This is a genomic window from Burkholderia sp. Ac-20353 (assembly GCF_017104785.1).
Taxonomy (GTDB): Bacteria; Pseudomonadota; Gammaproteobacteria; order Burkholderiales; family Burkholderiaceae; genus Burkholderia.
Window position 1 is genome coordinate 84,808 of the sequence record NZ_JAAGPL010000013.1, and the last position, 19,106, is coordinate 103,913.

A 19,106-nucleotide genomic window follows, 5' to 3' on the forward strand; every position below is an offset into this window, starting at 1 on the left:
TCTCGCTTAATGGTTAACACCGGCGGCGGCGGCTTCATTAATGAAACGGCCAGTCACGAAGCGGTCCAGGCCGAACGGCTCGATGAGAGGGTGGAGACGGTCGTTAGCAACTGTGTAGGCGAGTGTTTCCCCGCCAACGGGGATCGCTTTGAACCCCCCGGTTCCCCAACCAGTGCTGATGTAAAGCGCCGTCACCGGCGTCTTTCCGAGAATCGGGCTGGAATCCGGAGAGATGTCAACGATACCGGCCCATTGCCGCATCAGCTTTAGGCGGCTGAATCTCGGGAACAAATTCAGGGCGGCGCTCAACGTCTCCTCAAGCGCCGGAAGAGTGCCGCGTTGGCCGTATGAGGGATATGCATCAGCACGACCGCCAATCAGGATTTCGCCACGATCGGACTGACTTACGTAGGCGTGCACAACCGGCGAATTAACGACGCCCGAAAGGACGGGCTTCACTGGCTCGCTGACCATCGCTTGCAGTGCGACGCTGGTGATCGGCAATGAAAGCCCGGCCATCTTGGCGAGGACGGAGGAATGGCCCGCAACTGCGATGACAACCTTGTCGGCCTCGATGAAACCATTTTTGGTTTCTACACCACGTACTCGATTGCCACTCATGCGCAAGCCGGTCACTTCGCAATTCTGGATGATGTCGACACCGAGGTTGTCGGCACCACGCGCGTAACCCCACGCCACGGCATCATGCCGTGCGACGGCGGCGCGGCGTTGAATGAAGCCGCCGAGAATTGGATATCGCGCATTGAGACTCGTGTCCAGGGCGGGCATATAGTCCCTGACTTGGTCGACATCGAACATTTCGGCGTCGATACCTTGCAACTGAATGGAATTGGACCAGCGTTCGAGCCCGTCCATTTGGTGCGGTGTGTGGGCGAGTGTCAATATGCCATGCTGACTCAACATGATGTTGTAGTTGAGTTCCTTACTCAGGCCTTCGTATAGCTGCAGCGAGCGCTCGAAAAAATTCGTGCTCTCGGGGTAGAAGTAGTTCGAACGAATAGCCGTCGTGTTGCGCCCGGTGTTTCCGCCACCCAGCCAGCCTTTCTCGAGCACGGCGACATTCGTGACACCGTGGTTCTTCGCAAGGTAGTACGCAGTGGCGAGGCCTTGACCTCCGCCACCTACGATAACAACGTCGTAACGTGATTTCGGTTCGCGGGAGCGCCACGCAGGCGTCCAGGTACGATGGCCAAACAGCGCGTGCTTCGCCAGTGTCCAGAATGAATAGTGTTCCAAGCGAGACCTCTTCCGCGTTTCGATTACAGGATGACGGTGCGATGACCATTCAGGAAAATTCGGCCTTCGCTGAACAGTCGGACGGCGTTGGCGAGTGCCACTGCCTCGGTATCGTGGCCGACCAGCACCATGTCATCTGCGGTATAGGTGTGATCGATTACCTTGACTTCCTGCGCGATGATCGGACCTTCGTCGAGGTCGCTGGTTACGAAATGCGCCGTCGCGCCAATGACCTTCACGCCGCGGTCGTGGGCCTGGTGATACGGGCGTGCGCCCTTGAACCCCGGGAGGAAGGAATGGTGAATGTTGATCGCGCGACCTTCGAGCTTGCGACTCATGTCGTCGGACAGAATCTGCATGTAGCGGGCGAGCACGAGCAACTCAGCTCCCGTAGTTGCAAACAGATCGAGAATCTGTGCTTCCTGTTGCGGTTTCGTTTCCGACGTGATCGGGAAGTGGTGGAACGGAATGCCGTACCACTCGACGAGACTGCGGCAGTCGTTGTGGTTCGCCACGACACCGACGATGTCGATTGCGAGGGCACCGGCGCGCCACTTGGTCAATAGAAGGTTAAGGCAATGGTCGTATTTCGAGACGGCAATCAGCACCTTCGGGCGATAGTTGGCCAGACGAAGCGTGAATTTCATCTCGAGTGATTGGGAAAGATCCGTCAGTTTCGCGCGAAGATCGTTGATAGACGACTTCAGCACGTGGTCGTTGAAAACCATGCGTGCGAAGAACATCTGAGTCTGGGGGTCGCCATAGTGGAAGGACTCGGTGATGTATGCGCCCTGTTCGAACAGCAAGTTCGACGTCTTGGCGAGGATACCCAGACGGTCCGGGCATTCGAAGGTCAACAGGTAGTCGGAGATTTTTTGCTCGGCTGCGGTGGACATGGAGTGTTCCTAAATGCAAGTGAGAGATCTGTTTGGTAGTGCAATTTGTTACGCGGCGGTTTGAACGCGCTCTTGGTTCTGAAGGACTTCCTTACGATATCGTCCCGTCGCGCGATGGGCGACGCAGACAACGACATGCCGGAGGGACATCACGTAGGCGCTAACAGCATGTGGAAACGCAGCCACGCTGGCGATAGCGTGAACAAGCACCATCGACGGGCCGGGTAGGGGCAGCACATCTACAGACTCAAGAAGCCGGCCATCGCCAATGCTTCCCCCGTGAGCAGTTAACTGGGCATGGCGATTTCTGAACTGGCGTTTCAGGCTGGCCGTCTCATCTCTTCGGTCTTGCATAACGTTCACCTTGTTACCGGGCCAGTGGCCCTTGCGTGTTCCCTTGACCAGGCAAGCTTCATCTCAGGTTCGACAACAAACAATAATTATTTATCGTTTGTGGGGGTGCCAGGGCGGGAGCGGGGCACCATTGTGCCAACGCGCCACTGTTCGACTGCGTCAAGCCTACTTTGTGGGGAGTATATGGGTAGCCAAGTCATAGAACAATAAAAAATTAATGTTACATGTGTGTCGTTTACCCTCGATCGGCTGGCCGTGCTTCGTTGCGGCGCCATCCTGTAATACACTTCGTGCGCATGCTCACGAACGTTGGCTTATGAGTACAGTTACGAAACCAGAAGCGTCCCGGCAGACCGGGCGGCGGCGCACCCAGGAAGAGCGTAGTGACGCGACGCGTCGACGCATCATTCAGTCTGCGATGCGTCTGCTGCAAAAGAGGGGATTCCGAGCGGCAAATCTTCAGGACATTGCGCGAGGAGCTCGTGTGACGCTCGGTGCCCTTCAACATCACTTCTCGAGTCGGCAAGTGCTGATGGAGCGGCTTATTGATGAAGTGATGGCACCGCTAGCCGACGATGGCGTGGTGTGGCCGCCGCTCGATTTGCCTCTGGAGAAGCGTGCGCGTGAGTTCGTGCACCTCGCCTGGCAGACAATTTATGGGGTTCCGGGTTATGTTGCGGCCTGGAGTCTGTTTTTCGGCTGCAAATCCTCGCCGGAGTTATTCGCTCGCATCGACGCTCATCGCGCTCGGTCAGACCCTGTTTTTTTTGCGCGGTTCATCAGCTGCTTTCCGGAAGTCGACGCGCAACATTCGAATCCACAGCGATTCGCAGGCTTTGTCTTTGCCAGTTTGCGTGGAATGGCGATGTTCGACCTGTTCGACCTCCCGCCAGAGGAGACGGAGGGGCAGCTTGATGAATTGGTCAGGATCATCGTGCAGGCAGGATCTCCGTCGAGCAAGTAATGTGCCGGGTGTGAAGCTAGTCCGCCCCGTCATCGGCGAGGCGTAGATGCGCGACCGCGCGTGGTTGAGCTGCCGCCTCTGGTTGGAGCCCGGCGTAAGCTTTGGGGGATGACCGATTCCCCGTCAGCACCACTTGACTCCCCGTGACGCGCTCGCCGCTCCTGCCATTGTGGCGGTTCGTGCTGCCGGCTGGCTCGGCTCCGCTAGGTACCGATTTCGAGCAGGGCTATACGGGATTGCGGCTGCGCCTCACACAACTGACTGTCGCGTTGCTCTGCGAGGGAGAGGTGGAGCGCACCAGCCTGATCTAAGAGGCCAGTTCAAAAAGGCTGCTCGATGCGCCTGAAGATGTTCCAACAGACAAGCGAGCAACCGAGTTTCAGGAATGCTTCGTGAATGTCGGCACGTCGCTCGAAGCGAGTGCGTAGGCGACGAAAATTGTGGAGCCAGGAGTGCGTACGTTCGACCACCCAACGATACTTGCCGAGTCCGCTGCCGTGTTCGGTGCGGCGCTTGGCGATCACTGGCTGGATACCGCGATTGCGCAGGGCTCGCCGATGCCGCTCGGAGTCGTAGCCACGATCGGCGTAGACCACGCGAGGCCGTTGAATGGGGTGGCCGCGCAAACCTCGAATCGACGGAATCGCGTCGATCAACGGCAGCAACTGCGTAACATCGTTGACGTTCGCGCCAGTCAGGATCGCGGCGAGCGGTGTGCCGTTGGCGTCGGTGACGATGTGATGCTTGGAGCCGGGTCGCGCGCGATCGGTGGGGTTCGGGCCAGTTTTTGGCCCGCCCCAACGGCCCGTACCGATGATGAATCGACGGCGGCACGTGAGAAATCGATCTGGTCGGCCGCCCGCAGTTTGGCGAGCAACAGTGCATGGAGGCGATCCCACACGCCGACTTCGTGCCAGTCGCGAAGCCGGCGCCAACAGGTCGCCCCCGAACCGAAGCCGAGCTGGGTCGGCAGATGGTTCCATCGAATGCCGGTCTTGAGCACGAACAGGATGCCGTTCAATGCTGCACGATTCGGAACCGGAAGCCGTCCTGGATTCTTTGTTCGCCGCGGTTTCGGCAGCGGCAGCAATGGTTCGATGAGTATCCACAATTCGTCATCAACGATCGGCGCTTGCATTCCTCATGATCCCGTTGCTCAGATGCTTGAGGTTAACAGGTCGCCGGCGAAGTTAACAGCCCCTCGGGGGTCTTTTTGAACTGGCCTCTAAGAGATCAAAGGGCAACGCGTTAGTGCGTGCAAGTCCCGCATCACCGTTCGGCTCATAGTCGGTGCAATGCACGTGCTTTGAGTGGGCCGTGAACTGTTGAGCTGACAAAAATGGCGTCAGCGCGCAAAAATTCGCGGCGAGAAATGATACGTTCCGTTGCTCCAAAGGCCGGGTCATTGAGGACAACCTCTCTCATGACTCCATTATAGAGGCCGCATGAAGTAGGAGGCGTATACCAATTGCCATCCAGTAAGACAAAGACATTTGAGTGCGTGCCTTCAGTTAGTTCGTAACGCTCATTGAAGAAAATCATGTCATAGCACTCCAGTTTTTTTGCCTCGTCCCTCGCACGTTCATATTCTCGAGGTAGCGTTGTCTTGTGCCTCAGAAGCGGATCATCGGAGCGGGAGCATTGAAACCCGTGTTCATGCGCCAGAACTACTCCGACAATGTCGTTGTCCGTAGGGTTGACAGGATTGGTCGTGAACTGGGCAACGCCTGGCTTTGCTATCTGGATTTCGAGTTCATATGCGACGTCGGGTGAAAGCTGGGCGCACTGAGCTTTGATATCGTCGAGAAGGCGATCAATGTCTACAGGAAAGTTGAACCAGCGCGCGCTCTCCTGAATTCGTTCAATATGTGCATTCAGATGGCGGACACCGTCCCGTTGCGTAGCGTACATGCATTCAGTTAGCGCTAGTCCGGGATCCAATTCTGTCAGAAATCTGGCTTTCAAGGTTGTCTCCTCATATTCAGCGTCGACTTGGCTGTCCAATACAATTCCGCCCCCAACTCCAAAGATCCCTCGGCGGATACCCGCCTTACAAGGGTTGCTAAGCTCGAGCGTTCGAATGGCTACCGAAAGACAGAAGTCACCGAAATCTTCCATACCGGTGCTCGAGGCCTTATCAATCCATCCAATCGAACCCGTGTACGACCCTCTGGTCGACGCTTCGACCTTGCAGATGATGTCCATCGTGCTCAGCTTCGGCGCCCCGGTTATCGATCCGCATGGAAACATCGCCCGGAAAATATCGAAAAAGGTCGCATCTGGACAAACATTGGCTTCGATTGTGGAGGTCATTTGCCAAACTGTCCCGTGGGGTTCGATGGTGAAGAGGGCTGGTACACGTACTGAGCCCGTTTCAGCGATCTGAGAGATGTCATTGCCCAGGAGATCCACAATCATTACGTTTTCTGCGCGATTTTTCGGGTCAGCTCTAAGAAACTCGGCATTGGCGTGATCTTCGGGGGATATCGTCGAGCGAGCGGCAGTTCCCTTCATTGGCCGTGCTCTTATCACGTTGCCACTTCGTTCGACAAATAATTCGGGCGAAAATGAGAGGATGGATCTGCCATCTGGCAGAGAAATAAAAACCCCGAAAGGTACAGGTTGACGATCTCGAAGGCGCCGATACAGACCAACGGGGGATCCGAACATATCGAATCCTAGACGATATGTAAGATTTACTTGATAAGAATCGCCGTTGATCAGCGATTGGCGGATATGCTGGAATTGACGACTGTACTGCTCAAACGAAGTGTCGGTCGACAACCCACCAATGCCGGCGACACTGGGCGTTTCACGGCCGAGATCCAGACGCCTTAGCCAATCGTAAACTTCATCGCTTGATAGGCGAGCGCGGTCTCGGAAGACGAGCATGCGGAGAGTTGCGTTACCGTGGACCTGTTGACGGAATTCATAATCGGAAATGAGAAGGGCATGCAATCCCTGGTGCAGCTCCTCTGCAACAGCACCCAGTGCAAGCTCGAAATCATGAAAATCACGACAAACATGCTGGTGGACATAGTCCGTATAAAGATGACTTGTCTTGTAATCCTGTTTGGAAGTGCAGTCGTCGAGGAGTGCAAAAACGTTCATTATTTCCAGCTATGACGGAAGTTTCTTGTCATGCATGATTTGTATGAAAGTGAAGTATAGGGTCGCATTTGCTTCCTCGCGAAGACTTAATTTCAATGCGTCAGCCTGAGTATTAAAAATATAAAAACTATCATAATCTATTTTGAATTTTATAATGTCAAATCAGAATTTTTGATGCATTGCATGAAATATTCGATGCATCATCTGGCAATTGTGGCTTGTGTTTATTATGAAAAGCAGCATAAAGTACGCGGGAATTCGGGGTATTGAGATGTTCGAGATTTCATATTTTTCTAGTACTCATTTTTGGAGAAGCTTTGAAGACGAAAGCCGCGATTGCATGGAAGGCCGGCGCGCCGCTGACGATCGAAGAGGTCGAACTCGAAGGGCCGCGCGCGGGTGAGGTGCTGATTGAAGTGAGGGCGACGGGCATCTGCCACACCGACTACTACACGCTGTCAGGCGCGGATCCGGAAGGAATCTTCCCGGCGATCCTCGGCCACGAAGGCGCGGGCGTCGTCGTCGACGTCGGCCCCGGCGTCGGCACGGTGAGGAAGGGCGATCACGTGATTCCGCTCTACACGCCGGAATGCCGCGAGTGCAAGTTCTGCCTGTCACGCAAGACGAACCTGTGCCAGAAGATCCGCGCGACGCAGGGCAAGGGCCTGATGCCGGACGCGACGTCGCGCTTCTCGCTCGATGGCAAGCCGATCTTCCACTACATGGGCACGTCGACGTTCTCGAACTACATCGTGGTGCCGGAGATCGCGGTCGCGAAAGTGCGCGAGGACGCGCCGTTCGACAAGATCTGCTACATCGGCTGCGGCGTGACGACGGGCGTCGGCGCGGTCGTCTACTCGGCGAAGGTCGAGGCGGGTGCGAACGTCGTCGTGTTCGGTCTCGGCGGCATCGGCCTGAACGTGATCCAGGGCGCGAAGATGGTCGGCGCGGACAAGATCATCGGCGTCGACATCAATCCGAAGCGCGTCGAGCTCGCGAAGAAGTTCGGGATGACGCACTTCATCAACCCGAACGAAGTCGAGAACGTGGTTGACCACATCGTGCAACTGACGGACGGCGGCGCGGACTATTCGTTCGAATGCATCGGCAACGTGAAGGTGATGCGCCAGGCGCTCGAGTGCACGCACAAGGGCTGGGGCCAGTCGTTCATCATCGGCGTCGCGGCGGCCGGCGAGGAAATCAGCACGCGTCCGTTCCAGCTGGTGACGGGCCGAGAGTGGAAGGGCTCGGCGTTCGGCGGCGCGCGCGGCCGCACGGACGTGCCGAAGATCGTCGACTGGTACATGGAAGGCAAGCTCAACATCGACGACCTGATCACGCACACGCTGCCGCTCGAGAAGATCAACGACGGCTTCGACCTGATGAAGAAGGGTGAGTCGATCCGCTCGGTCGTGCTGTTCTGATCGACAGGAGACGACGATGCTCGAACTCGTTTCGTCGCACGCGTGCCACGGCGGCGAGCAGCGCTTCTATCGCCATGACTCGACGGCGATCGGCCTGCCGATGAAGTTCTCGGTGTACCTGCCGCCGCAGGCCGCGCACGGCCGCGTGCCCGCGCTGTTCTACCTGGCGGGGTTGACCTGCACCGAGGAGACGTTCGCAATCAAGGCGGGCGCGCAGCAATTCGCGGCACGGTACGGTATCGCACTTGTTGCGCCCGACACGAGTCCGCGCGGCGCGAACGTGCCGGGCGAGACCGACGCATGGGACTTCGGTGTCGGCGCGGGCTTCTACGTCGACGCGACCGAAGCGCCGTGGTCGACGCATTACCGGATGTACTCGTACATCGTCAACGAACTGCACGAGACGGTGTTGTCGCAGTTGCCGATCGACGGCGCGCGGCTCGGCATCTTCGGTCACTCGATGGGCGGGCACGGCGCCCTCGTGCTCGCGCTGCGCAATCCGAACGTGTACCGCTCAGTATCGGCGTTCGCGCCGATTGCCGCGCCGATGCGTTGCCCGTGGGGCGAGAAGGCGTTCTCGGGTTATCTGGGCGCAAACCGTGATGCGTGGAAGCGTTACGACGCAAGCGAGCTGGTGGCGCGCGCGGATGCGCGAAAGTTCGACGAAGGGATCCTGATTGATCAGGGGCTCGCAGACCAGTTTCTCGCGAATCAGCTGAACCCCGACGTGTTCGAGGCGGCCTGTCGTGACGCCGGCCAGCCGCTGACGCTGCGCCGCCATCCGAAGTACGACCACGGGTATTACTTCATCACGACGTTCATCTTTGACCACATCGCCTATCACACGCGGCAACTTAGCCGTTTGGGGTGACCCCAAAGCTTTGCGTAGTACACGAACTCAATAGGAGGAAATATGTCTGTTTTCACGCATGTGACTGTCGGCACCAACGACTTGGACAAGGCTCGGAGTTTCTATGACGACATTTTGGGAAAAATTGGGTTGAAGCGAGTGGCGGACCTGGGTGACAACGGTTCGATCTGGGGGAACGGGGCGCCGTCGTTCTTCGTTCTCAAGCCTGCCAATGGCCAGCCCGCTACTGTGGGCAATGGCGTGACGGTCTCATTCGAAGCACCTGATCGCGCTTCGATTCATGCCTTCTACGACGCGGCATTGGCCGCGGGTGCGAAGGACGAGGGTGCCGCTGGCCCGCGCGGCTGGGCACCGCACGCATATGCGGCTTATGTACGCGATCTTGATGGTACCAAGCTTGCGGTCTACTGTTTTAAACCCGAGTAATTCATCGACTTGCACGCCGGAGTAGTTGAAAGGGAGGCGGAGCGCTTGCATCGCTCCGCCTCCACGAAATTTTCACGTAGCTTATGCTTGCCGATACTGCGAGTTTCAGCCGACCCGGTAAGCTGCATGATTGGATTTTCGCACTGCAGCGTCCTTGAGCAAGCGGCCAGAATCTGGTCGTCGTAGAGATCATAGGCGTGGAACACGGTCTATAAAAAGCTTGCCGTCAGGACACTGCACACAGGGCGGCGCCATCAACGAAACACTACTCGAGCATGCTGCGCCTGCGCGGTGGCTCTACATCATTCTGGCCGGCGGCTATCAATGGCGGAAAATTAAGCGCGTCGAAAAGGACTGACTTCGACCGTTGCGGACTCGTTCTACCGCTTAGCGTACTTCGGCGCCCCCTTCGTCGAATGCCCTCCTGTCCGTCCCCATATCGGATTGCGGCGTCCCCTGGCTCGCTTCGCGAAGCAAGTGGCTGATTGCCAACCAATAATCGTGCATCAAATTTTGCATGCACCGTATCAGGTCTATTGGCTTTCCCGACAAGTTGGGTCGGCATATTTTTTAGTCTGTCGCGGCGGTCGATGTGGCCGGCTTCCCTTCATCGGTCATTCTCCCAAAAGTGGTCGCAATAGCACAGGTGAATCAATGAAATCACACTATCAGGTTGTCGTAATTGGCGGAGGCGTTGTCGGCTGTTCCGTGCTTTATCACCTCACGAAGTTTGGGTGGAAGGACGTCGCACTTCTTGAGCGGAAAGTGCTCACAGCCGGTTCGACGTGGCATGCTGCAGCGGGATTTCATTCGATTAACAGCGACCCCAACATCGTGCGGCTCCAGGCATATACGATTGCTCTTTACAAGGAGATTCAGGAGGTTGGCGACCAGGACGTTGGACTTCACGTTCCGGGCGGTATCAGTTTCGCTGCGACACCCGAGCGTTGGGAGTTTTTGCGAACTGAATGGTCGCGTCATCGCTTCATGGGCATCGAAAGTGAGTTGATCACTCCAGCCGAAATCAAGGCAATGTGTCCCCTGGTGGATACCACGGATGTTGTGGGCGGCCTTTGGGCGCCCGACGAGGGCCATCTCGACCCGTACGGCGCAACGCAGGCATACGCAAAGGCGGCGCGGAAGCAGGGTGCCGAGATTTTCCAGCACACCAAAGTTGAGGCCCTGAAACAACGGCCTGACGGCACTTGGGATGTGATCACGGACAAGGGGGAAATCCATGCCGAGCATGTCGTCAATGCGGCGGGCCTTTGGGCCCGTGAAGTTGGGGCCATGGCGGGAGTGCGGTTGCCACTTATTCCGATGGAGCACCATTATCTCATCACTGAGGATATTCCTGAACTCGTGGCTCACGGCAAGGAGATCCCTGTCACTATTGACCTCGACGGCGAGATCTACATGCGCCAGGAGCACAACGGGGTGCTTTTCGGTGTCTATGAGAAGAACTCGATTCCTTGGTCGCTCAACGGTACTCCTTGGGAATATGGCGAGACCGATCTGCTGCCCCCGCGGCTTGAAAATATAGAAGACGATCTTCTTAAGGGGTTTACGCGGTTTCCGAGTGTTGGAAATACGGGTATCAAGCGAATCGTAAATGGGCCGTTTACTTTTACGCCCGATGGCAATCCGCTCGTTGGGCCGGTGCGAGGCCTGAAAAATTATTGGGCCGCATGTGGATGCATGGCAGGGTTCAGTCAGGGCGGTGGGGTCGGCCTCGCGCTTGCGCAATGGATGATCAATGGTGAGCCGGAAGACAACGTCTTCGGGATGGACGTTTCGCGCTTCCCGGGTCTATCGCAGAACTTTGTCACTGCCAAAGCCAAAGAATTCTATGAACACCGGTTCTACCTGGCCAGCCCGAACGAGCAGTGGCCCGCCGGTCGGCCGCTGGCGACTTCGCCGCTCTATGATCGTCAAAAGGCCGCAAACGCAATTTTTGGAGTCGTCTACGGTCTTGAGACGCCGTTGTGGTTTGCGCCCGAGGGCCAGGAACCCGTCGAAACGCCGACTTTCCGTCGGTCTAATGCGTTCCCGACGGTTGCTGAGGAATGCAAGGCAGTTCGTGAGGCTGTCGGCGTTTTCGACGCAAGTACATATGCAAAGTATGAGGTGTCCGGCCCCGGCGCAGCGCAATGGCTGGACAAAATGTTTGCAAGCAAACTGCCTGCAGTAGGTCGTGCCAAACTGGCGCCAATGCTTTCCCCGGCCGGGAGGTTGAAAGGCGACCTTACGATCTTGCGCATTGCCGAGGACCGTTTTCTCGTAACGGGCTCTTACTACCTTCAGAACTGGCACATGCGCTGGTACGAGGAGCATCTTCCGTCCGACGGTTCCGTCCGTCTGGAGAATCGGAGCAACTCGATGGCAATGCTGGCGATTGCAGGTCCAAATGCAAAGGCACTCTTTACTGCGCTCGCCGGTGAGGATGCGGCAACACAATGTGCGCCCTTTATGAGTGTCAATACCGCAGAAGCGGGTGTTGTCCCGGTTGTCGTCGCACGCATTTCGCTTACTGGTGAGTACGGCTATGAGATCTACTGCGAAGCGGGACACGTCCGCACGCTCTATGACAATCTGATGCGGCTTGGCAAGGAGTACGGTTTGCGCCAGTACGGAGTCTGGGCGCTGTTGTCATTGAGACTTGAAAAGGGTTACGGCATCTGGTCGCGGGAGTTCGGCCCGGAATATACACCGGCGATGAACGACCTACATAGATTCGTCGACCTGTCCAAAGAAGACTTCATCGGACGCGATGCCACCATTGCGAGCGCCGATATTTCACCGACGCGGCGACTCGTTGCTCGAAGTGGATGCAATGGATGCTGATGCAAGCGGGTTTGAACCGATATGGCGCGACGACAAGGTAGTTGGTTTTACTACGTCGGGTGGATATGGGCATACGACAGGCAAGAGTCTGGCGATGGGGTACGTCGATGCAGACGCGATTGACCGTCATTCGACATTCGAAATTCACGTCCTTGGCGAAAAACGCGCGGCAAAACTGCTTAAAGAACCGCCATACGACCCTGAAGGGCTGCGCTTGCGTGGCAAGTAAGTGTTGTGGGGGCCGGGCCCGCACAGTCGGCTTTTTGTGAGTACCTAAACATAGCAATACACGCTTGGAGGCCGAGAATTAACCAACTTGCACAGGTGGTGGTGGAAATGCCTCTCGCCTGTCAACTTGGCAAAGAAGATCTCGCCTTCGCCAAACTAAGTGACGAATGACTCAAGGAGATAAGGTTAGAGTGGCCGCGCTGGAACGTGAATCGATGGAATACGACGTGGTGATCGTCGGCGGTGGCCCCGCCGGGCTGTCGGCCGCGATCCGGATCAAACAGCTCGCCGCCGAGAAGGGCGTCGAGATCGGCGTCTGCGTGCTCGAGAAGGGTTCGGAGATCGGCGCGCATATCCTGTCGGGCGCGGTGATGGACCCGCGCGCGATCACCGAGCTGTTCCCCGACTGGAAGGAACGCGGCGCACCGCTCGAAGTCGAGGTGACGGAAGACCGCTTCCTGTTCCTGTCCGAGCAGAGCGCGGTGCAGACGCCGAACTGGGCGCTGCCCGGCAACTTCAAGAACCACGGCAACTACGTCATTTCGCTGGGCAACGTGACGCGCTGGCTTGGGGCACAGGCCGAGGCGCTCGGCGTCGAGATCTTCCCCGGCTTCCCGGCCGCGGAGATTCTCTATAACGACGACGGCTCGGTCAAAGGCGTCGCCACCGGCAACATGGGCGTGGGCAAGGACGGCGAGCCGACCGAGAACTTCCAGCTCGGCATGGAGTTGCACGCGAAGTACACGCTGTTCGCCGAAGGCTGCCGCGGTCATCTTGGCCGCCAGCTGATCTCGAAGTTCAAGCTCGACGCGAACGCCGATCCGCAGGCGTACGGGATCGGCATCAAGGAACTGTGGGAAATCGATCCGGCCAAGCACAAGCCGGGCCTCGTGATCCACACGGCCGGCTGGCCGCTGAAGTCGGACACCTACGGCGGCTCGTTCCTGTATCACATGGACAACAACCAGGTCGTGGTCGGCTTCGTGGTCGGCCTCGGCTACACGAACCCGTACCTGTCGCCGTTCGAGGAATTCCAGCGCTACAAGACCCATCCGTCGATCCGCGCCTTCCTCGAAGGCGGCAAGCGCGTGTCGTACGGCGCGCGTGCGATCACGGCGGGCGGCCTGCTGTCGCTGCCGAAGACGGTGTTCCCGGGCGGTGCGCTGATCGGCGACGACGCGGGCTTCCTGAACGCGTCGCGGATCAAGGGCAGCCACGCGGCGATCAAGACCGGCATGCTGGCGGCCGATGCCGCGTTCGACGCGGTGCAGGCCGGCCGTCAGTCGGACGAGCTCAACGCGTACCCGGACGCCTTCAAGCAATCGTGGCTGTACAACGAGCTGTACCGCGCGCGCAACTTCAAGCAGTGGATGGCGAAGGGCCTGTACCTCGGCACGCTGATGGTGGGCCTCGAACAGAAGCTGATGGGCGGCAACGTGCCGTGGACGCTGCATCACCAGCACGCCGATCACGAGATGCTGAAACCGGCGTCGCAATGCGAGCCAATCGTGTATCCGAAGCCGGACGGCAAGCTGACATTCGATCGCCTCTCGTCGGTGTTCATCTCGAACACGAACCACGAAGAAAACCAGCCGGCGCACCTGACGCTGAAGGACGCGAGCGTGCCGGTGAACGTGAACCTGCGCACGTACGCGGGGCCGGAGGGGCGATTCTGCCCGGCGGCGGTGTACGAATTCGTGAAGAACGACGACGGCAGCGATTGCCTCGTGATCAACGCGCAAAACTGCGTGCACTGCAAGACCTGCGACATCAAGGACCCGACGCAGAACATCGTGTGGGTCACGCCGGAAGGTGGTGGTGGGCCGAACTATGGAGCCATGTGACGCTTCGTGTTTCACCTCCATCAACATCCGCTCATTCGACTAGCTGCGGTACATGCGGGCTGAGAAATCGTGCCCCAATTTGCGAAGGAACATCAAATGGAATCTACGGTTGAATATCGCAACGTCCAGGCAAAGCTGGTCGACGGCCGAGCACTTGCCACTGCGATGAGGGCGAAATTCAGAGAGCGCGCCCAGTTTCTCGCTTCTCAAGGAATTGTCCCTGGTCTTGCCGTCATACTTGTGGGTGACGATCCTGCGTCGCAGGTCTATGTCAACAACAAGACCAAGGCGTGCAGTGAAAGCGGGATTCGTTCGATGATGCATCGCTTCGGGGCCGACTGCACAGAGGCGGACCTCCTCGATACCATTGCCTCGTTGAATGCAAACGCCATGGTCCACGGCATTCTCGTACAGTTGCCGTTACCTGTGGGCATCAACGTACGGCGGGTCATCGAGGCAATTGCCGTCGACAAGGATGTGGACGGCTTCCATCTGTATAACGTCGGAGCGCTCGTGGTCGGGGATTCAATCTTCCCACCCTGCACACCGTATGGGGTCCAGCTCCTACTGGATACGACGAACATCGACGTGAGCGGCAAAGATGTAGTAGTGGTGGGGGCAAGTAATATCGTCGGCAAGCCCATGGCACTCATGCTGCTTCAACGTGAAGCGACGGTGACTGTTTGCCATATCAAAACGCGCGACCTCAAGCGCCATACCCGCGAAGCAGACGTGCTTATCGTTGCTGCTGGCAAGCCAGGATTGATTACTGGTGATATGGTCAAGGACGGGGCCATCGTTATTGATGTCGGCATCAATCGCCTCGCGGACGGCAGTATCGTTGGCGATGTCGACTTTAGTTCGGTCAGCCGGCGTGCTAGCTGGATAACGCCCGTTCCAGGTGGAGTCGGACCGATGACGGTCACGATGCTTTTGGAAAACACGCTGCGCTCTGCCGAACGGTATGCGAAATTAGAGGCATTCCATCCTGACCAGCCGTTCTGGGAAGTACCGGCGAAATAGCATTGCACCATCGCGTGCCGAAACGAACGCAGCCATGAAGCGACTTGATACCAGACAGCTAGTCAAACGTGTCGGGGAATCCGGCGATGCGACCGCTGCGTTAGCGCTCTATGAGCACAGTATTGGATGTCGACACCGCCGAATCGCGCTTCTGAGATACCTCGATGCGAAGGATTTAGCGGCTCCACTCTCCCGAATGCATCACGAATACGCTGAGCAAGTCATCGCGACGCTCAGCGATGCTGAATTGCATTCAATTGTGCGGCAGGCCTCGTTGCGTAGTGCACACAGGAAGATGAGCACTCTTCCAAAGAATGGCTCATGACGCGACGCAACGCCGTCAATTCGCGATGCAATCTGCCGATCACCATATAGGTGGAAGTCTGCGGAGGTGAATCGATATCGCCCGATTGTGGGATATGCGCATAGGTTGCGTCTCCAGTCCCAGCTTAACCTGGCACCAAACGCTACAGCTAGTGGTGGTGTGCCGGTTATGGAAATGGGACATGATGTCGATGCACCGCGCCGAACAAAATGCAGGCATACGTCGCACCTTATGTTGCCTGAATCCGGAAATTGAAGTTAGTAGTCTGGCGTCATGCCGCTAACGAGTGAAAGATCTACATGATTTTCGATCGCCAACAACTGGAAGCTTTTGCTGCCGTCGTGGAGATGCGGCATTTCGGAGAAGCCGCTGGGGCGTTGAACGTCACGCGTGGTGCCGTGTCACAGCGACTCAAAGCACTGGAACAGTCACTCGGTTTGCCTCTATTGGTGCGCGAGGGAAACATCCCTACACCCGCAGGTGAGGCACTGCTTCGACATATCCGTGTGCTCAAGGTACTCGAGGCGGATACTTTGCAGCGCATCAAACCGATGGACGCACCGCGGCCTCGAATCGCCATCGCTGTGAATGCCGATTCGCTAGCAACGTGGTTCGAACCTGTCGCTTGGGAGATCGCCAAGGCGAATGTCGCCCTTGAACTCATGGTTGATGACCAGGATTACACACTTCCTCTACTGGCACGCGGTGAAGCGATGGGATGTGTTTCCACATCGAAAGATCCTCCTACGGGGTTTCTGGCCGAGTTTATCGGCGCGATGGAATATGAGTGTGTCGCAAATGAAGAATTTACTCGTGAATTCTTCCCGAAGGGATTGACCTTACACAGCGTGCTGGCGGCACCTGCAGTGCTGTTTAATCGGAAAGACGGGTTGCATGCACTGTTTCTTGAGCGATTGCTGGACTTTAAGGTGAGAGGTTATGCGACGCACTTTTTTCCATCTCCGTCAGCCCTACTGACTGCAATCGAATTCGGAGTAGGGTACGGGCTTGTGCCGTGTCTGCAGGCTCAAAAGCTCATCGATGCAGGAACGCTGATACCCTTGGTGCCTAGTCACAGAATCGCTGTCGAGCTCTATTGGCACCATTGGGAGGCAGCACCTTCGAATGCGGAGGTTATCAGCGATCTTGTGATCCGTCACGCGCGCCACACGCTAATTCAACCCTTCGACCATGTTCCGCCCGAACTCGACGATGACGGTGAGTCCACCGAGTGATTATCCCGATGAGCTTGGACGCGAGGGACCGCCTTGACACTTGACGAACCTGGACGCTGATCGCTGTTCCAGGCCGTAACGCTTCGAGCAACGCACAGGGCCACGCGAGCATAAGTGCCAGTGATTCAGGCAGATTGACTATATCGATCCATTGGATTAGAAAGCATGCCGTTGAGATACAGAACCCGGTGAACATCGATCGCTTTGCGGCCCGAAACGTGATATGACAGCCAATAAGTGTTAGTCCGAGCAGCGGACCGACTGCACCAAGGTAGATGATGTTCAGCGTGACCATCATGTCGATGATGCTTTGTCCGTGAGTAGCGACCAACGTCGCGGCGAGAACGGGTAATACCCGGCCCAGGGCGGACCGGCAATACGCACTTGGCCATAAGGTAGCAGTTGCGTCAGACATAGCGCGGAGAATCGAGCATGCAGCGCCTAGGGCGGTCACCACTAGTAGCGATACGACGACCGCTTGCGTGATGCCACCGGAATTCCCGAGCGCGCTGGTGAGCTCCGTAGGAATCACCTGAAGCGAATCCGGCAGCGCGTTCAAGTGCCACAGTTCGGCACTGGCGATAACCGTTGAAGCAGGAAGAAACCCCACGACAAAGACGACAATCGCGGCGATCAGACAACCAATGCGTGCGCCCGACGGCGTGCGCGCCTCAAGTGGGAATTGTTGATAGTCTGCGCCACAGATGACCAGTGCGACGACGGATAAGAAGGTCAGTCCAACATGATCGATTGGCTTGAGGTAAATCGACTGCGCAAAACTTTCCGGAGCCCGGATCCACATGGTCAGATGATGCACCTTGATCAGAGCGTAGACCAAGATCGCGTTGCATCCGCCCATGCAGATTGCGAATAGGCCAGAAAGCCACGAGAGGCGAAGGAACGAGAATCCGACCACAAGGCAATCGACGACCATGATTGAGGTCGTGCGTGGCACGCCAGGCATTGCTAGCAAGGCTGATGCACCGCGGATTTGCGCGCCCAATACGCCTGTCATCCAAATCAAGGAAAGAGAAGCAACTTGCTGACCGACAGTTGGACCATATGACGCGTCGAAATAGGTCCAAATGGACTGTCCCGTTTTCCAGAGGTGCGGTGCTGCGAAAGCCAGGACGAGGAGTCCGATCGCCGTGGCGACGGCGTACAGGCAGGCGGCCATACCCTGCCGAAGTGCGAGTTCCCCCGTCCCCAATAGAAAGCCGATTCCGCAACTGGTTGAGACGAGCAGGCTCGCGACGTGCCAGACGGATAGCGTTCGATTAGCCATGGCTTGCTCCCCAACCAAGCACGCTTGATGGAAAGCCGATCAGGTATGCCGGGCATACGACGGCGCGGTCGCTGAATTCGTCGAGACCCATCAGCTGCGTATGTAAGTTGGGCAACTGGTGATAAGGGATCGTCGGGAACAGATGGTGCGTCAGGTGGTAGCCGTTGTGATGCGGGTGGACCAGCGTCGATAGCAGGCCGTGATCAGGGATCTCTCGCGTGAAACCGAAGATACCTGATGGCTCGAGTCCGTAATGATCCGTCATCTCCCGGAAAGTGGTAATGGCGTGGAAGACGGTGATGCGCGAGCCGATCCAAAGCGCGACGAATAATACAGCTAAGTGTGGATTGGCCGCCGCCACTGACAGGCCGACCACTACCCACCATGCCAGAATCCCGAGTTGCTGGTAGCTTGTCAGGGTTCCATTCGAGAAATGGCCGATCAGCGAACCACGAAAGACTGAGAACTTCGAAAGGCAGCGCACGTAGACGTGATACCAGTTGTCTCCTTCGTGTGTGAGCGACGGCAACAAATCGGGGTCTCGTTGAGGGTCGCCCAGCCATGCATGATGGCGTGCGTGCAGATCTCGGTAGACCGGAAGGCTGTTCAGCAACGGTGCCGCGAGCAACAGATGTGCAAGATAATCATTGATGTGGCGGCGCGCGCTCAAATTGCCGTGACTGGCCTCATGGAGTAGATTGCCCAATGCACGCTGTCGATTTCCTATCATGACTAGCGCGATTGGCGTGATCGTCCAGCCAATGCGGTGCGTGGCCCAAACGGCGACGAAGATCGCTATCCAGTCGAAAGCGATGTCTCGAATGGAGCGCCACGTTCGTGGTTTTGGTCGCTCCCACGCAGGGATACGAGCCAACATGGCCTGCTTGATTGAGATCCGGTCGGCACGGATCGACGGAGATGTATCGCTTTGGTTCATTGCAGCTTCCCTCAGGCGGTGTGAACTCCCCGTGGTTCGAATTACTGGATGTATTTACTTTTCCGGATGCGATGACCTGAGC

At 57.2% G+C, this 19,106-nt stretch carries 15 protein-coding genes; 9 read left to right on the plus strand and 6 right to left on the minus strand.

Going from position 1 to position 19,106, the window contains the following annotated elements; genetic code table 11:
- Positions 1-6: 6 nt before the first annotated feature.
- Positions 7-1,257 (minus strand): sarcosine oxidase subunit beta family protein, encoded by a 1,251-nt coding sequence (locus G3N94_RS06550; RefSeq protein WP_205791288.1) that lies wholly within the window; start codon positions 1,255-1,257, stop codon positions 7-9.
- Between the two features lie 23 nt (positions 1,258-1,280).
- Positions 1,281-2,153 (minus strand): formyltetrahydrofolate deformylase, encoded by an 873-nt coding sequence (gene purU / locus G3N94_RS06555; RefSeq protein WP_205791290.1) that lies wholly within the window; start codon positions 2,151-2,153, stop codon positions 1,281-1,283.
- 670 nt (positions 2,154-2,823) lie between these two features.
- Here purU and G3N94_RS06560 point away from each other — a divergent pair.
- Positions 2,824-3,471, plus strand: coding sequence for a TetR/AcrR family transcriptional regulator (locus G3N94_RS06560; protein WP_205791292.1), 648 nt, complete (start codon positions 2,824-2,826; stop codon positions 3,469-3,471).
- 320 nt (positions 3,472-3,791) lie between these two features.
- Here the strand turns inward: G3N94_RS06560 and G3N94_RS06565 are convergent.
- A protein-coding gene (locus G3N94_RS06565; protein ID WP_205791294.1) for an IS5 family transposase occupies positions 3,792-4,609 on the minus strand; the annotation gives its coding sequence in 2 pieces (ribosomal slippage) (positions 3,792-4,261 and positions 4,261-4,609; 819 coding nt in all).
- A gap of 143 nt (positions 4,610-4,752) precedes the next feature.
- Positions 4,753-6,582: a bifunctional chorismate-binding protein/class IV aminotransferase gene (locus tag G3N94_RS06570; RefSeq protein ID WP_205791296.1), complete on the minus strand. Its 1,830-nt coding sequence runs from the start codon at positions 6,580-6,582 to the stop codon at positions 4,753-4,755.
- A 317-nt stretch (positions 6,583-6,899) separates the two neighbouring features.
- Here G3N94_RS06570 and G3N94_RS06575 point away from each other — a divergent pair, with 317 nt between their 5' ends.
- The 8 genes from G3N94_RS06575 to G3N94_RS06610 all read left to right on the plus strand — a co-directional run bounded on the left by G3N94_RS06575 (position 6,900) and on the right by G3N94_RS06610 (position 16,802).
- A complete protein-coding gene (locus tag G3N94_RS06575; RefSeq protein ID WP_205791298.1) occupies positions 6,900-8,006 on the plus strand; it encodes an S-(hydroxymethyl)glutathione dehydrogenase/class III alcohol dehydrogenase in 1,107 nt (368 codons plus the stop codon).
- Between the two features lie 16 nt (positions 8,007-8,022).
- Entirely contained in the window at positions 8,023-8,877 is an 855-nt protein-coding gene (gene fghA, locus G3N94_RS06580; protein WP_205791300.1) for an S-formylglutathione hydrolase, read from the plus strand.
- 42 nt (positions 8,878-8,919) lie between these two features.
- Positions 8,920-9,303: a VOC family protein gene (locus G3N94_RS06585; protein WP_205791302.1), complete on the plus strand. Its 384-nt coding sequence runs from the start codon at positions 8,920-8,922 to the stop codon at positions 9,301-9,303.
- Between the two features lie 654 nt (positions 9,304-9,957).
- Positions 9,958-12,147 carry an FAD-dependent oxidoreductase gene (locus G3N94_RS06590; protein WP_205791304.1) on the plus strand — a complete coding sequence of 730 codons (2,190 nt, stop codon included), beginning with the start codon at positions 9,958-9,960 and terminating at the stop codon, positions 12,145-12,147.
- Positions 12,128-12,376, plus strand: a complete 249-nt coding sequence (locus G3N94_RS06595) for a glycine cleavage T C-terminal barrel domain-containing protein (protein WP_346778659.1) — start codon at positions 12,128-12,130, stop codon at positions 12,374-12,376. The genes G3N94_RS06590 and G3N94_RS06595 overlap by 20 nt, the downstream gene beginning before the upstream one ends.
- Before the next feature lie 214 nt (positions 12,377-12,590).
- Positions 12,591-14,219: an electron transfer flavoprotein-ubiquinone oxidoreductase gene (locus G3N94_RS06600; RefSeq protein ID WP_241021644.1), complete on the plus strand. Its 1,629-nt coding sequence runs from the start codon at positions 12,591-12,593 to the stop codon at positions 14,217-14,219.
- Between the two features lie 96 nt (positions 14,220-14,315).
- On the plus strand, positions 14,316-15,242 hold the full coding sequence (folD, locus tag G3N94_RS06605) for a bifunctional methylenetetrahydrofolate dehydrogenase/methenyltetrahydrofolate cyclohydrolase FolD (RefSeq protein ID WP_205791310.1): 927 nt from the start codon (positions 14,316-14,318) through the stop codon (positions 15,240-15,242).
- Between the two features lie 624 nt (positions 15,243-15,866).
- On the plus strand, positions 15,867-16,802 hold the full coding sequence (locus tag G3N94_RS06610; protein ID WP_205791312.1) for an HTH-type transcriptional regulator ArgP: 936 nt from the start codon (positions 15,867-15,869) through the stop codon (positions 16,800-16,802).
- Here the strand turns inward: G3N94_RS06610 and G3N94_RS06615 are convergent.
- The gene (locus tag G3N94_RS06615) at positions 16,705-18,087 is read right to left on the minus strand and encodes a hypothetical protein (protein ID WP_205791314.1); all 1,383 of its coding nucleotides are present in this window, start codon (positions 18,085-18,087) and stop codon (positions 16,705-16,707) included. The genes G3N94_RS06610 and G3N94_RS06615 overlap by 98 nt on opposite strands.
- On the minus strand, positions 18,080-19,024 hold the full coding sequence (locus G3N94_RS06620) for a fatty acid desaturase (protein WP_205791316.1): 945 nt from the start codon (positions 19,022-19,024) through the stop codon (positions 18,080-18,082). Before G3N94_RS06620 ends, G3N94_RS06615 begins: the two co-directional genes overlap by 8 nt.
- Positions 19,025-19,106 lie beyond the last annotated feature (82 nt).

What these genes read in the sequence shown, in the direction of transcription:
- purU (WP_205791290.1), bottom strand. Translation starts at nt 2,153, where the DNA reads ATGTCCACCGCAGCCGAGCAAAAAATCTCCGACTACCTGTTGACCTTC.
- G3N94_RS06560 (WP_205791292.1), top strand. Translation starts at nt 2,824, where the DNA reads ATGAGTACAGTTACGAAACCAGAAGCGTCCCGGCAGACCGGGCGGCGG.
- G3N94_RS06570 (WP_205791296.1), bottom strand. Translation starts at nt 6,582, where the DNA reads ATGAACGTTTTTGCACTCCTCGACGACTGCACTTCCAAACAGGATTAC.
- fghA (WP_205791300.1), top strand. Translation starts at nt 8,023, where the DNA reads ATGCTCGAACTCGTTTCGTCGCACGCGTGCCACGGCGGCGAGCAGCGC.
- G3N94_RS06585 (WP_205791302.1), top strand. Translation starts at nt 8,920, where the DNA reads ATGTCTGTTTTCACGCATGTGACTGTCGGCACCAACGACTTGGACAAG.
- G3N94_RS06590 (WP_205791304.1), top strand. Translation starts at nt 9,958, where the DNA reads ATGAAATCACACTATCAGGTTGTCGTAATTGGCGGAGGCGTTGTCGGC.
- G3N94_RS06600 (WP_241021644.1), top strand. Translation starts at nt 12,591, where the DNA reads ATGGAATACGACGTGGTGATCGTCGGCGGTGGCCCCGCCGGGCTGTCG.
- folD (WP_205791310.1), top strand. Translation starts at nt 14,316, where the DNA reads ATGGAATCTACGGTTGAATATCGCAACGTCCAGGCAAAGCTGGTCGAC.
- G3N94_RS06610 (WP_205791312.1), top strand. Translation starts at nt 15,867, where the DNA reads ATGATTTTCGATCGCCAACAACTGGAAGCTTTTGCTGCCGTCGTGGAG.
- G3N94_RS06615 (WP_205791314.1), bottom strand. Translation starts at nt 18,087, where the DNA reads ATGGCTAATCGAACGCTATCCGTCTGGCACGTCGCGAGCCTGCTCGTC.
- G3N94_RS06620 (WP_205791316.1), bottom strand. Translation starts at nt 19,024, where the DNA reads ATGAACCAAAGCGATACATCTCCGTCGATCCGTGCCGACCGGATCTCA.